Origin of the sequence: Streptomyces sp. NBC_01237, from assembly GCF_035917275.1 — a bacterium.
GTDB lineage: Bacteria > Actinomycetota > Actinomycetes > Streptomycetales > Streptomycetaceae > Streptomyces.
Map to the genome: position 1 here is coordinate 5252798 of NZ_CP108508.1, position 13822 is coordinate 5266619.

Consider the following 13822-nt stretch of genomic DNA (forward strand, 5'->3'; position numbering starts at 1 on the left):
CCTGTGTGCCGATGTGTGACGGGCATCCGGATTGCTCCGTACCGCTGGTATCGCGCTCAACAGTCTGCCTTGTTTTAGGCCGACTCGTCAGCAGCGGGTGACGCTCTGCACAAGCCCTCGACAACGATTCGGGAACCGAGCCGGGTGCCGATCACGAACAGATAGCTGACGGTTCGTCAGATCAACGCTACCGTGGTACGCATGGAGACCTTCCCGAAGATCATCTCGGTGGACGACCACACGGTGGAGCCCGCTCATGTCTGGCGGGACCGGCTCCCGTCCAAGTACGCGGACACCGGTCCGCGGATCGTCCGGGCGCCGCTCAAGGAAATGACCTTCATGGGCGGCAGGTTCGCGCCCGTGATGGGGGCGAAGGGTGACGAAGGGCCGGTCGGCGACTGGTGGGTGTACGAGGACCTGCACCGGCCGCTCACCCGGCTGGACACCGCCGTCGGCTACGACAGGGACGAGATCAGGCTGGAGGTCATCACCTACGAGCAGATGCGTCCGGGTTCGTACTCGGTGCCCGACCGGCTCGCCGACATGGACGTCAACCACGTCCAGTCCGCGCTGTGCTTCCCGACGTTCCCGAGGTTCTGCGGCCAGACGTTCACCGAAGCGAAGGACCGCGAGCTGGGCCTGCTCGGAGTCCGGGCGTACAACGACTGGATGGTGGAGGAGTGGTGCGGTCCCGACGCGCGGGGCCGGCTCATCCCGCTCACCCTCGTCCCGCTCTGGGACGCGGAGCTGGCGGCACAGGAGGTCCGGCGCAACGCGGCGCGGGGCGTGCGCGCGGTGGCGTTCTCCGAGATACCTCCGCATCTCGGGCTCCCGTCCATACATACGGATGAATGGGATCCGTTCCTGCGGGCCTGCGACGAGACGGGGACGGTGATCGCCATGCACATCGGCTCCTCCTCGAAGATGCCGTCCACCTCGGCCGACGCCCCGCCCGCCGTCGGCTCCACCATCACCTTCGCCAACTGCTGCTTCTCGATGGTCGACTGGCTGATGAGCGGCAAGTTCGAGCGCTTCCCGAACCTGCGGATCATGTACGCGGAGGGCCAGATCGGCTGGATTCCGTACATCCTGGAACGCGCCGATGTGGTCTGGGAGGAGAACCGCGGCTGGGGCGGCGTCGCCGACAAGGTCCACCGGCCGCCGTCCGAGCTGTTCACGGAGCATGTGTACGGCTGCTTCTTCGACGACGCCTTCGGGCTGAAGAACCTCGACGCGATCGGCGTCGGAAACGTCCTGTACGAGACCGACTACCCGCACTCCGACTCCACCTGGCCCCGCTCCCGCGAGGTCGGCGAGGAGCAGATGGGGCACCTGGACGCGGAGATCGTGGACCGGATCGTGCGCCGGAACGCGATCGACCTGCTGGGGCTGACGGACGACGGGCTGTGGGCGGGGCCGTGAACCGGGCGGAACGGGGGTGAGGGGCCCCGAGCCCCTCACCCCCGTTCCGTGTGTCAGGCCCCGGTGACCGGCTCCTGGAGTTCCGTCACCCACTTCTCCCGGTCGTCCGGGCACTCCAGGTTGACCTCCCGGGCGTACCCCGCCGACCGGTATCCACTGGCGTCGATCCACCGGGCCAGCGTCTGCTCCGTGGGCAGGACGGTGTCCATCGGGCCCCGGTGCACGATCGTCGCCGCCTCGAACGCGGGCAGCTCCACCACCGTGATCCCGGTGGCCCCGACCGGGCCCACCGGTGCGGAGACCGTCACCCCGGCGTGCACGGCGATCGCGCCGCCGCCGGACGGGGCGTCCTCGTAGTACGCGATACCCGGTCCGGACGGGGAGAGCCCCGCCGTGCCGAGCAGGCCGAACAGCCGGTCGTACAGCGGAACGATCACCTCCGTGATGTCCGCGGGCCCGTAACTCGCCGCGGTCCCGGTCAGCTCCGCCACCCGTACCGCGGGAACGGTCTTCAGTACGACATCGTCCGTGGGCATGTGCCCCTCGCTCTCGATCGACCGGAGCCTCGCCTCGACCTGGGCAAGCCGCGCCTCGGCCGCCGACCTGGCCGCCTCCAGCTCCGCCCGCCGCAGCCGCAGCATCCCGCGCAACTCCTCGGGCCCCACCTCCTCGTCGAGCACGGCCCGCACCTGCTGGAGCGTGAAGCCGAGATCCTTGAGCGCGATGACGCGGTTGAGGCGGGCGAGCTGGGCGGCGCCGTAGAAGCGGTATCCGGTGGCGGGGTCGGTGCGGTCGGGGCGCAGCAGACCGATGGCGTCGTAGTGACGCAGCATGCGGGCCGACACCCGCCCGTACCGGGCGAAGTCTCCGATGGTGAACATGATGGCCCCCACTGCACCGCCTCACACGGTGTCAAGGTCAAGCGCCGTCGCGCCGCGCGGGCGTTCGGACGTACCGCGGGGGCGAGCGCCGCCACGTCGCGAAGGCGTTCCGGCGTCCGCGAAGGTGTTCAGGCGTTCGCGAAGGCGTTCAGTCGCGCCGCTTCCGGTCCAGCAACTGCTCCCGCAGCGCCGTCAGCTGGTGCGAGGACTCCACCGCCCGGGTCTCGTCCAGGGTGGCCAGCGCCAGCAGCAGCGCGTCGGCGACCAGCAGCCCCGTCAGCGACTCCGCCGTGATCCCGGTCGGGGTGTGCGGCGCGGTCAGGACGGCCTCGACGCGGTCCGCGTACGCCTCGCCCAGCTCGTCCGTCACCAGGACGACCTTGGCGCCGACCGCGCGGGCGCGGTCCATCATGACGGCCAGCTCCACCAGCCGGCGGCCCGGCTGGAAGATCACCACGGCGTCGCCCTGGCCGAGGGCCAGCAGCTGGTCCGCGAGGGCGAAGCCCGTCTCGGAGACGAAGCGGGCCCGGCGGCCGATCCGGCCCAGCGCCAGCGCCAGGTGGCGGGCGCCCGGTTCGGAGGCGGCGATCCCGTAGCAGAACACCTCGTGCGCCTCGGCGAGCGCGGCCACCGAACGCCTCAGGGCCTCCGGTTCGGTGAGGCGCCGGGCGTGCTCGATGCGCTCATGGGCCTCGTCGAAGACATCGGCCCAGATGGAGTCCAGGTCCTGGCCCACGTACGCGATGCGCTGCTTGAGGCGCACCTCGGGCGCGACGGCGGAGGTGAAGTCGTTGGCCAGCTCCCGCTTGAGCGCGGGCAGACCGGCGTAACCGAGGCGCTGGAGCGCGCGGACGACGGTGGCGTTGCTGGTGGAGCTGGCGGCGCCGAGCTCCTGGGCGCTGGCGAAGAGCAGCTGTTCCACGGGTGCGCTGACGAGGTACTGCGCCACCGCCCGCTCGGAAGCGGACAGTTCCTCCCATTGGTCGCGAATCGCGGCACGGAGACGCGTCACTCCGGTCTCGTTCTCTGGAATTTCCATTACAAGCATTGACTTCCGTGTGACCGGCGTTACTGTCCTGGGCAGTACGTTCCAAAGGGAACGCTTTCTGAAATCGACGTTACAGGATCGTGGTGATCCTGCGGTGCCGGTCGCGGAAGCGTTCCGTCGCGAGGAGAACAATGGCACCCCGTCCCACGGAACCCGCCCCCGCCCGGGTCCTCCCGGTCATCGAGATCTCCGGCAGCCCGCTCGACCGGGGCCGCCAGTACGGCGAAGCCGTACGGCCCCAACTGCGCGCGGCCCTCGGCTACTACGAAGAGGCGTTCGGCCAGTCGGCCGGGCTGACCTGGTCCCGGGTCGCCGCCCGCGCCGCCCGCTGGCTGGAACCCGTACGCGACTTCGCGCCCCACCTCGTCGAGGAGATGCGGGGCATCGCGGACGGCGCGGGCGTCGGCCTGCTGGACGTCCTCGCCCTGAACGCCCGCGGCGAGGTCATCTACGACAAGTCCTTCGCGCGGATGAGGGCGGACGGGCAGACGTCCGACGAGGAGCCCGCCGGCCCGCCCGACGAGGAACCCGCCGAGGGCTGCACCTCCTTCGCCGCCTACGGCGAGGCCAGCGGCGACGGACACGTCTACGCCGGGCAGAACTGGGACTGGCGGGCCGGAGTCGCCGACACCGTCGTCATGATCCGTATCGTCCAGCCGCCGCGGCCGACCCTGATCATGCAGGTCGAGGCCGGACAGATCGGCCGCCAGGGCGCCAACTCCGCCGGGATCGCCTTCAACGCCAACGGTCTCGGCGGCCGCTTCGACGACACGATCGGGCTGCCCCAGACCGTCGTACGCCGCAGCGTCCTGGACCAGAGCAACATCACCGACGCCCTCGACGTGCTGTGCCGCACCCGGGCCCACATCGCCAGCAACGCCCTGCTCACCTGCCGCGAAGGCTTCGCCATCGACCTGGAGACCACCCCCGCCGGGCACGGCTGGATGTATCCCACCGACGGCCTGCTCGTGCACGGCAACCACTACCAGGCCGGCATCCCCGCCCCGCTGGCCGCCGCCGGATACCGCCCCATGTCGTCCGACTCCCTGGTCCGCGTCCCGCGCGCCGAGCAGGGTCTCAAGGCGCTGCGCGGCTCCACCGGGCCCGACGAGTCGCGGCGGATCATCCGCAGCGCGATGTCGGACCACCTCGGTCACCCCGAGTCCCTGTGCACCCACCCGGACCCCCGGCAGCCCGTCGTCAAGCACTGGACGACCCTCGTCTCCTCGCTGGCCGACCTGACCACCGGCGACTACCACGTCACCGCCGGAACCCCCTGCGACCGCGAGTACCAGCACCTCCCCTGGAACCTCTACGACGGCCCGTACGGCCAGAACTGACAGGAACGCAGTGATGACCCACCTCCCTTCACGAAGGACGGCACTCGCCGCGGGCCTCGTCGCCGCGACGATGGTCGCGGCCGCGGGCTGTAGCGGCGCCACCCGGAGCACCTCGGGCAGCGGCACCGCCACCGACGCCGCCAAGCTGACCCTCACCCCGGTCACCGCCCCCGCCAAGGGCGAACTCGCCCGCGCCGACTGGCTGCTGGAGGACGAACCGGACTCGCTCGACCTGGACACCCAGGGCTCCAGCGCGGGCCGCGTCGTCCTGACCAACGTCTGCGAGCGGCTCTACCAGCTCCAGCCGGACATGTCGACGAAGCCCTTCCTCGCGGAGAAGGCCGAGACGCCCGACGACCGGACCCTCGTCCTCACCCTGCGCTCCGGAGTCACCTTCCACGCCGGCACCCCGATGACCGCCGACGACGTGCTGTGGAGCCTTCAGCGGCACGCCGACCCCGACATGGAGCAGGGCGACGAGTTCGGCAACATCGCCGGGATGAAGAAGACCGGCGACCGGCAGATCACGATCACCTTCAAGGCCCCGGACGCCCTGTTCTCCAAGGCGCTCGCCGGTGACGCGGGCATCGTCTGGAACAAGGAGCAGGTCGAGAAGGCGGGCAAGGACTTCGGCACCCCGGGACAGCCCGACGCCTGCACCGGGCCGTACGCGCTCGGCGGCTGGAAGTCCGGCGACTCGATCACCATCGAGCGCTACGACGGGTACTGGGGCGAGAAGCCGCTGACCAAGAAGGTCATCTTCCGCTGGGCCACCGACAGCGCCCTCGTCAACGCGCTGACGACCGGCGCCGCCGACGGCGCGTACGCCGAGTCGCCGAACACCGCCTCCGCGCTCAACGGCAAGAAGGGCATCGAGCAGCACTACGGCCCCTCCACCGCCTCCCTCGTCCTCATCCCGACCGAACGCGGCGGGCTGAAGGACCCCCGGGTCCGCCGGGCGCTCTCGCTCGCACTGGACCGCAAGGGCATCGCCGCCTCCGGCTACGGCGGCATGGTCCAGCCGTGGGGCACCCCGGTCGGCTCCGGCGCGTGGGGCTACGAGAAGCCCGTCTTCGAAGCCGCCCAGAAGGCCATCGCGTACGCCCCCGCCGCCCCCACCGCCGACGATCTCGCCGCCGCCGAGCAGCTGGTGAAGGACGCCGGAGCCGACGCGGCCACCCCGATCGTGATCGGTACGGACGCCAGCCAGGGCCGCACCGTCGTCGCCAACGCCGTGCGCGCCGCACTCCAGCGCATCGGCCTCAAGGGGCAGATCAAGACGGTGCCGACCGCGCAGTTCGAGCAGTTCTACAGCGACCCGGAGATCCGCGGCGAGATCGATGTCCTGGTCGGCGACTGGTACATCTCCAAGGCCGACCCGATGGGCTTCTACGACAACGCGCTCTCCGACTCCTCCAACAACTGGGTCGGATTCAAGGACAAGGCGTACGACGCCAAGGTGAAGCAGGCGCTCGGCACCCTCGACGACGCCGCCCGCGCGAAACTCACGGCCGACGTCCAGAAGACCTTCACCGACGCCGCCGTCTGGATCTCGGTCGCCCAGGTCCCGTCCGTCCTCGTCCTGAACGAGAAGCTGACCGGACCCCCCGCCTCCATGGCCTACCTCTACTACCCGTGGGCCGCCGAACTCGGCGCGAAGGAGGGCTGATTCCGCGATGCTCGCCCGGATCTCCCGGCGGCTGGCCGGACTGCTGGCCACCCTCCTCGCCGCCTCGTTCGTCATCTTCGCCGCGGTCTACGCGGCACCCGGCGACCCCGCCGTCTTCCTGGCCGGCGGCCGCGACAAACTCACCCCGGAAAAGCTGGAACTGGTCCGGGCGCAGTACCACCTCGACGAGCCCCTCGTCGTGCAGTACGGGCGCTGGCTGGGCGACTGCCTCCAGTTCGACCTCGGCCGCTCCTTCAAATACAGCGACCAGGTCGCCGATCTGCTCACCGCCCGCTTCCCGACGACGCTCGCGCTGGTGGCGTACGCGACCGTGCTCTTCGTCGTCCTCGGCGTCGGCGCGGGCATCCTGGCCGCCGTCCGCCGCGGCACCTGGATCGACTCGGCCGTGGTCGGCGGGACGACCCTGGCCGCCTCCGTCCCCTCGTTCGTCTCGGCCATCGCGCTGGTCGCGCTGTTCGGCGTCCAGCTGGGGTGGTTCCCGGTGACCGGCGGCGGCGAGGGCTTCGCCGGAACCCTGCACCATCTGACGCTGCCCGCCCTGGCGCTGGCGCTCGGCGCACTCGCGCTGATCAGCCGGGTGACCCGGCAGGCCATGGCCGACGCGGGCGCCGCCGACCATGTGGAGGTCGCCCGCGCCTCCGGCGTACCGGAGCGCGAGATCGTGCTCCGCCACGTCCTGCGCAACGCGCTGGGCCCGATCGTCACCATGTGCGGTCTGGTCATGGCGGGCATGCTGGCCGGCACCGTCGTCGTGGAGACCGCGTTCGGGATCAGCGGCATCGGCTCGCTGCTCGTCGGCGCGATCAACACGCACGACTTCCCGGTCGCGCAGGCCGTCCTCCTGCTGATGGTCACCGGCTACATCGTCGTCACCACCCTCGTCGACCTGGTGCACCCGCTGCTCGACCCACGGGTGAAGGAGGCCGCCGCATGAGCACGACCCTGTCCACTCCTTCCCTCCCGAAGCGGACCGGGGACCGGTGGCCGGCCGGCGTCGTCGTCGCGGGCGCGGCGCTCGCCCTCGTGGTCGTCGCCGCAGTCCTCGCCCCGCTGCTCGCCCCGTACGCCCCCGACGCCATCGACCTCTCCGCGTCGCTGAACGGCACCACCGGCGCGCACCTCCTCGGCACCGACTCCTCCGGACAGGACCTGCTCTCGCGGGTGCTGTACGGGGCCCGCACCAGCCTGATCGCGCCGGTGCTCCTGCTCGCCATCGCCGCCGTCCTGGGAGTCGCCCTGGGCACCCTCGCGGCCTGGCGCGGCGGCTGGGCGGACACGGTGGTCTCCCGGCTCACCGACGTCATGTACGCCTTCCCCGGGCTGCTGTTCACCGTGCTGATCATCGCGGTCTTCGGCGCAGGAATGACGACCTCCGTGCTCGCGCTCGGACTCGCCTACACCCCGACCGTCGCCAAATACACCCGCTCCGTGGCGCTCGCCGAACGCCGCAAGCCCTACATCGACGCCTACCGCGTCCAGGGCATGGGCGGCGCCCGGATCTGCGCCCGCCATCTCGTCCCCAACCTCGGCCGGTCGATCACCGGCTATCTGGTGGTGCTGTTCGGCGAGGCCCTGATGTCCCTGGCCACGCTCTCCTACCTGGGCTTCGGCGCCCAGCCGCCCAGCTCCGACTGGGGCCTGATGGTGCAGGAGGGGCAGGCGGCCGTCGTCCAGGGCGCGCTGCTGCCGGCCATGGTCCCCGGCGTCGCCATCGCCCTGGTCGTGGTGTCCTTCAACGTCGTCGGGGTCTGGGCCGCCGACCGACTCGACAGCGGGAGGTAGCCGCATGCTCCTCGACATCGACAACCTCACCCTCGAACTCCCCGGCGCCGCCCGGCCCCTCCTGAACCGGGTGTCCCTGCGGGTGGCGAGCGGCGAAGTGGTCGGCCTGGTCGGCGAGTCCGGCTCCGGCAAGTCCACGACCGCCAGGGCGGCGCTGCGCGCGCTCCCCGCGGAGACGGCCGTCTCCGGTTCGGTACGGGTCGACGGCACCGACGTCCTCGCGCTGAGCGGTGAGGCGCTGCGCGAGCACCGTGCCCGTACGGTCGCGATGGTCCACCAGGACCCCCGCTCGGCCCTCAACCCGGTCCGCCGCGTCGGCGACTTCCTGACCGAACGGCTCGCCGGGACCGGCCTCGACAAGCGGGCCGCCCGCGCACGGGCGGTGGAACTGCTCGACACCGTGGGCCTCTCCGATCCCGAACGCCGGGTCCGCCAGCGTCCGCACGAACTGTCCGGCGGCATGCTCCAGCGGGTCGTCATCGCCGGCGCCCTGGCCGCCGAGCCCAGGCTGCTGCTCGCCGACGAGGCGACCAGCGCCCTGGACGTCACCACCCAGGCCGAGATCCTGGCCCTCCTGCGCACCCTGCGGGCCGAGCGGAGCCTGGGCCTGCTGTTCATCACGCACGACCTGCACCTGGCCGCCGCGTACTGCGACCGGGTGTACGTGATGTACGCGGGCCGGGTCGTCGAGGAGCAACCCGCCGGGGCCCTCTTCGACCGGCCCCGGCACCCCTACACCCGGGGACTGCTGGCCTGCTCGCCCACCCTGGGGGAGGGCGAGCGGGAGATCCGGCCGATCCCGGGGCGCCCGCCGTCGCTGGCGGACGCCTTCGGCGGCTGCGAGTTCGCGGACCGCTGCCCGGAGGCCGAACCGGAGTGCGCTACCTGGCGGCCCGAGCCGGTGCCGCTGGACGGCGGCGGCACCGCGTCCTGCCGCCGCCTGCCCGCGCTCGCGGGCACGGGGACGGGCACGGGGACGGCCACGGAGAAGAGGAGTGAGCGATGACCGCCGGTACGAGCAGGGCTTCCATGAGCGGGACCGCCGCGAAGGCTGCCACTGCCACTGCCACCTACACCGACACCGGAGCCGTGCCGCTGCTCGCCGTGGCCGGGCTGCGCAAGACGTACGCGCTGCCCGGCAAGGGGCACCTCACCGCCGCCGACGACATCACCTTCACCGTCCCGGCGGGCGGTTCGCTGGGGATCGTCGGGGAGTCCGGTTCCGGGAAGACGACCGTGGCCCGGATGCTGGTGGGCCTCGTACGCCCCGACGCGGGAACCGTCACCGTGGCCGGGCGGCCCCGTGACCGCCGGACGCCGCGCGGGCGGGCGGCCCGGCTGGCGCGCGCCCGGGAGATCCAGATGGTGTTCCAGGACCCGTACATCTCGCTGGACCCCCGGCTCACCGCCCGGCAGTGCCTGACCACGGCCGTGCGGCTGCACGGCCGGGAGGAGGCCCTGGTCGACGGGCTCCTCGATCAGGTGGGGCTCGGTGCGCGGGAGGCGGGCGCCCGGCCGCACGGTCTCTCCGGCGGCCAGCGCCAGCGCCTGGCCATCGCCCGTGCGCTGGCCGTCGGCCCGAAGGTGCTGGTCCTGGACGAGGCGGTGGCCGCGCTCGACGTCTCGATCCAGGCGCAGATCCTCCAGCTGCTCGGTGAGATCCGCCGGGACACCGGGGTCGCCCTCGTCTTCGTCAGCCACGATCTGGCGGTCGTCCAGCACCTCACCGACGAGGTCGTGGTGATGCGCCGGGGCACGACGGTGGAACAGGGCCCGACGGCCGCGGTGCTGGCCGACCCGGCCGACCCGTACACCAGGCTGCTGCTGGCCTCGGTGCCCCGGGCGGGCTGGGACCCGGCGGACGCGGTCAGGGCGCGGGCCGCCACGGTGTGAGCAGACGCTTCCCGGAGAGTTCAGGGAAGAAAAGGGCAGGAGCCCCGCTCCTCCGCCGAAACGGAGGAGCGGGGCTCCTTGGGTACTGCAAAACGGCCGCGATCGGCCGACCCGGGCAACTAGGCCGGGGTGACGTTCTCAGCCTGCGGACCCTTGGGTCCCTGAGTGACGTCGAAGTTCACGACCTGGTTCTCCTCAAGGGAGCGGAACCCGGCCGCGTTGATCGCGGAGTAGTGGACGAAGACATCCGGGCCGCCGCCGTCCTGGGCGATGAAGCCGAAGCCCTTTTCAGCGTTGAACCACTTGACGGTTCCGGTAGCCATAAGCCCTCCTTGGGCCAAAGGGTTGCCCTGCTCCAGAACCTGCAAACAAGTCTGAAAACTACAAAAGCCTGCGGGTTACATGCTCCGCAGGCTCTGTACTGCAAGGGAAACCAAACTGCAACTTGCGACGAGCCTAGCACGCAGTCTCTGGCGAGCGGTAGAGGGAAAGATCACTTCACTCGAATGTTTGATTGCCCCGCCGATGACGTGACGCGGAAGCGACTCGGGAGGGTGTCGCGTCGCCCCGGTGACGTCCTCGGACGGGTCCGGGTCTAGCCTCGGGATGTGGACAATTCAACCGTCTCTCCCCTCGAAGGCGACCACCGTCGCAGCCGGCCGCGCGTCGGTCACATCCAGTTCCTCAACTGCCTCCCCCTGTACTGGGGCCTGGCACGGACGGGAACCCTGCTCGACCTGGAGCTCTCGAAGGACACCCCGGAGAGACTCAGCGAGCAACTGATCAGGGGCGACCTGGACATCGGCCCCATCACGCTGGTGGAGTTCCTGCGCAACGCCGACGACCTCGTCGCCTTCCCCGATATCGCGGTCGGCTGCGACGGGTCCGTCATGTCGTGCGTCATCGTCTCCCAGGTGCCGCTGGAGCAGCTCGACCGGGCCCGGGTGGCGCTCGGTTCGACCTCGCGGACCTCGGTGCGGCTCGCGCAGCTGCTCCTCGCCGAGCGCTACGGAGTCAGCCCCGACTACTACACCTGCCCGCCCGACCTCGGGCAGATGATGCAGGAGGCGGACGCCGCCGTGCTGATCGGTGACGCCGCGCTGCGCGCCAACCTGCACGACGCGCCCCGGCTCGGGCTCCAGGTCCATGACCTGGGCCGGATGTGGAAGGACTGGACGGGCCTGCCGTTCGTCTTCGCCGTCTGGGCGGCCCGCAAGGACTATCTGGCCGCGCAGCCCGAGCAGGCGGCCAAGGTGCACGAGGCGTTCCTGGCCTCGCGGGACGTCTCCCTGGAGGAGGTCACCAAGGTCGCCGAGCAGGCCGCGCGCTGGGAATCCTTCGACGCGGAGGTGCTGGAGAGGTACTTCACGACCCTGGACTTCCGCTTCGGTCCGGATCAGCTGGCGGGCGTACGGGAGTTCGCGCGCCGGACCGGTGCGGACACCGGGTACCCGGCGGACGTCCAGGTGGAACTGCTGGGCGGCTGAGAGCGGCCGGGAGCGGCCCGGAGGTGTCCCGGGAAGAGATAGCGGGAATGGATGAATCCCGTACCGTCCAGCCGTTTATCGGCGCGACGGTGAATGGAGCGAATGGAACGAATGGGCCGGACATACGTCCGGTGCCCGGATGTCGAATAATGGACGGCGTCCGGGGTGAGTCTCGTTTGCGTCCCGGTATCGATCGGATGAACGACACATTCGCGCCTTTTACCGTGGCGAAAACCTCCCTTCGTGCCCTTAGGGGGGAAATCGGTAACACGTTTCCCTGTGACCTCATGACCCCCGCCCCATAGGCTTCGGTCGGAGGTCCGGACGGTCCACAGGGGGAGTCCTTATGCAGCCGCTGGAAGCCGGCGAACCGCACACCATCGGCGCCTACCGGCTGCTCGGCCGGCTCGGTGCGGGCGGTATGGGCCGGGTCTATCTGGGGCGCAGCGCGGGAGGACGTACCGTCGCGGTCAAGGTCGTCCATCCCCATTTCGCCCTGGACGAGCAGTTCCGGGCCCGGTTCCGGCGCGAGGTCGAGGCCGCCCGGCGCATCGGCGCCCAGTGGACGGCCCCGGTGCTGGACGCCGATCCGGACGCGCCCGTGCCCTGGGTCGCGACCGGCTATGTGGCCGGACCCCCGCTGTCGGAGGCGGTCACCGACCACGGCCCGCTGCCCGAACACGCGGTACGCACCCTGGGCGCGAGCCTCGCCGAGGCGCTCGCCGTCGTCCACGGGCAGGGCATCGTGCACCGCGATGTGAAGCCGTCCAATGTGCTGCTCGCCCTCGACGGCCCCCGGCTGATCGACTTCGGCATCGCGCGGGCCCTCGGGGCGACCGTCTCGCTCACCTCGACCGGCGTCTCCGTCGGCTCGCCCGGTTATATGGCCCCCGAGCAGATCCGGGGCCACGACGTCTCGGGCGCGGCCGACGTCTTCTCGCTGGGCGCGGTCCTCGCGTACGCGGCCACCGGCACCGCCCCCTTCGTCGGCGACTCGTCCGCCGTGCTCCTCTACAAGGTGGTGCACGAGGAGCCGGAGCTGGGCGACCTGGAGGGCGGGCTGCGCGAGGTGGTCGCCGGGTGTCTGGCCAAGGACCCGGCGGACCGGCCCGCCCCGGCCTCCCTCGCCCGCGCCCTCGCACCCGGCGGGGCCGCCGCGATGGTGGCGGGCGGCTGGCTGCCGGGTCCGCTGGTGCGTGAGGTCAGCCGGGCCGCGGTGGCCCTGCTGGACCTGGAGCCTCAGGACGTACCGATGCAGACGGGTCCGGTGCCGTTCAGCAACGCGTCGCTGGAGATCCAGGACCGGGGCGAGGGAGAGGCCGGCCCGGGGGAGGGGGGCGACGGGCCCGGCACGGGCGGCCCCCCGTCCCTGGGGCGGCGGCTCGGTCCGGTATCGCCCACGCCGCCGTACAGCGGGCAGCCCGCCACCGGCTGGGCCTCCGGACGCTCCGCCCCCCGGCCTCCGCTCTTCTCCCCCGGGCCTCAGCTTTTCTCCCCCGGGCCTCCGCTCTTCTCCTCCGCCGGGGAGACCGGTGCGGGCGCCACGCCCGAGCAGCGGACCCATGACCCCCGGTTCTCCGTCACCGTGAACGCCGAATCGCAGCCGGCCGGTGAGCGCCGCGGGCGACGGGTCAGCTGCACGGTCGCCCTGGCCGTGGCGAGCGCCTGCGCCGTGGTGATGGTGAGCACCGGCATACTCACCGACGTGCTGCCCGGCAGCGGCGGGGAACGGAAGAGCGGCGACAGCGCGGGCGCGGCACCGTCGGTCTCCAAGTCCCCGTCCGAGGAGGGGGATCCGACCCCCGCCGGCTCCGCACCCACCGGTTCCGGCGGCGCTCAGGTCGACGCGCTGCCGAAGGAGTTCGTCGGCACCTGGAAGGGCTCGCTCACGGAGCGGACGACCGGACAGCCGCACGGCACCCTCACCGCGGTGTTCACCGAGGGGAAGCGGGGCACCGACGTGGTCCGGATGCGTACGACCATCTCCAGCCTCGGCATCAGCGTCAGCTGCCACAGCGTCGGCACGCTCGCCTCCGGAACCGCCGACGAGCTGACCTTCAAGGAGCGCACCGACCCCGACCGCCCCAGCACGGCGGGCCTGTGCACCACGACCACCGCCGAGGTCGTCTTCACCAGGAGCGCGGGCGGCCGGCTGCGGTTCCGGTCCGAGGAGAGCGGCGCGGGTCTTCCGTACGGCACGCTGACCCGGTCCGGCGGCTGACGGCGCCAGGGGCTGGCGTACGCTGGATCGGTCCGTGGATCCGTAGAAAAACCGCCGA

The 13822-nt window shown here is 71.5% G+C and carries 12 protein-coding genes; 9 read left to right on the top strand and 3 right to left on the bottom strand.

All coding sequences use genetic code 11. From position 1 onward, the window contains the following. The first annotated feature begins 201 nt into the window (after positions 1-201). Positions 202-1422 carry an amidohydrolase family protein gene (locus OG251_RS23425; protein ID WP_326679003.1) on the top strand — a complete coding sequence of 407 codons (1221 nt, stop codon included), beginning with the start codon at positions 202-204 and terminating at the stop codon, positions 1420-1422. Between the two features lie 53 nt (positions 1423-1475). Here OG251_RS23425 and OG251_RS23430 read toward each other — a convergent pair whose 3' ends face one another. Next, a complete protein-coding gene (locus OG251_RS23430) occupies positions 1476-2303 on the bottom strand; it encodes a MerR family transcriptional regulator (protein WP_326679004.1) in 828 nt (275 codons plus the stop codon). A 148-nt stretch (positions 2304-2451) separates the two neighbouring features. Continuing rightward, positions 2452-3351, bottom strand: a complete 900-nt coding sequence (locus tag OG251_RS23435) for a MurR/RpiR family transcriptional regulator (RefSeq protein ID WP_442818366.1) — start codon at positions 3349-3351, stop codon at positions 2452-2454. Positions 3352-3482: 131 nt separating this feature from the next. On the opposite strand from OG251_RS23435, the gene OG251_RS23440 reads away from it, so the two are divergent. The 6 genes from OG251_RS23440 to OG251_RS23465 are packed head-to-tail and all read left to right on the top strand — an operon-like array spanning position 3483 to position 10056. After that, a complete protein-coding gene (locus OG251_RS23440) occupies positions 3483-4691 on the top strand; it encodes a C45 family peptidase (RefSeq protein WP_326679006.1) in 1209 nt (402 codons plus the stop codon). Positions 4692-4704: 13 nt separating this feature from the next. Next, positions 4705-6360: an ABC transporter substrate-binding protein gene (locus OG251_RS23445; protein ID WP_326679007.1), complete on the top strand. Its 1656-nt coding sequence runs from the start codon at positions 4705-4707 to the stop codon at positions 6358-6360. 7 nt (positions 6361-6367) lie between these two features. Continuing rightward, the gene (locus OG251_RS23450) at positions 6368-7315 is read left to right on the top strand and encodes an ABC transporter permease (RefSeq protein ID WP_073718493.1); all 948 of its coding nucleotides are present in this window, start codon (positions 6368-6370) and stop codon (positions 7313-7315) included. Further along, the gene (locus OG251_RS23455; RefSeq protein ID WP_326679008.1) at positions 7312-8163 is read left to right on the top strand and encodes an ABC transporter permease; all 852 of its coding nucleotides are present in this window, start codon (positions 7312-7314) and stop codon (positions 8161-8163) included. The genes OG251_RS23450 and OG251_RS23455 overlap by 4 nt, the downstream gene beginning before the upstream one ends. 4 nt (positions 8164-8167) lie before the next feature. Next, positions 8168-9169: an ABC transporter ATP-binding protein gene (locus tag OG251_RS23460; RefSeq protein WP_326679009.1), complete on the top strand. Its 1002-nt coding sequence runs from the start codon at positions 8168-8170 to the stop codon at positions 9167-9169. Further along, complete coding sequence (locus tag OG251_RS23465) at positions 9166-10056, top strand: ABC transporter ATP-binding protein (protein ID WP_326679010.1); 891 nt, start codon at positions 9166-9168, stop codon at positions 10054-10056. The genes OG251_RS23460 and OG251_RS23465 overlap by 4 nt, the downstream gene beginning before the upstream one ends. Positions 10057-10175: 119 nt before the next feature. On the opposite strand, the gene OG251_RS23470 is transcribed toward OG251_RS23465, so the two are convergent. Then, positions 10176-10379: a cold-shock protein gene (locus OG251_RS23470; RefSeq protein ID WP_006347360.1), complete on the bottom strand. Its 204-nt coding sequence runs from the start codon at positions 10377-10379 to the stop codon at positions 10176-10178. A 285-nt stretch (positions 10380-10664) separates the two neighbouring features. Here OG251_RS23470 and OG251_RS23475 point away from each other — a divergent pair, with 285 nt between their 5' ends. Together OG251_RS23475 and OG251_RS23480 are read left to right on the top strand one after the other, a co-directional pair. Continuing rightward, a complete protein-coding gene (locus OG251_RS23475) occupies positions 10665-11543 on the top strand; it encodes a menaquinone biosynthetic enzyme MqnA/MqnD family protein (RefSeq protein ID WP_326679011.1) in 879 nt (292 codons plus the stop codon). Between the two features lie 346 nt (positions 11544-11889). After that, a complete protein-coding gene (locus OG251_RS23480) occupies positions 11890-13764 on the top strand; it encodes a serine/threonine-protein kinase (RefSeq protein ID WP_326679012.1) in 1875 nt (624 codons plus the stop codon). The last annotated feature ends 58 nt before the right edge of the window (positions 13765-13822 follow it).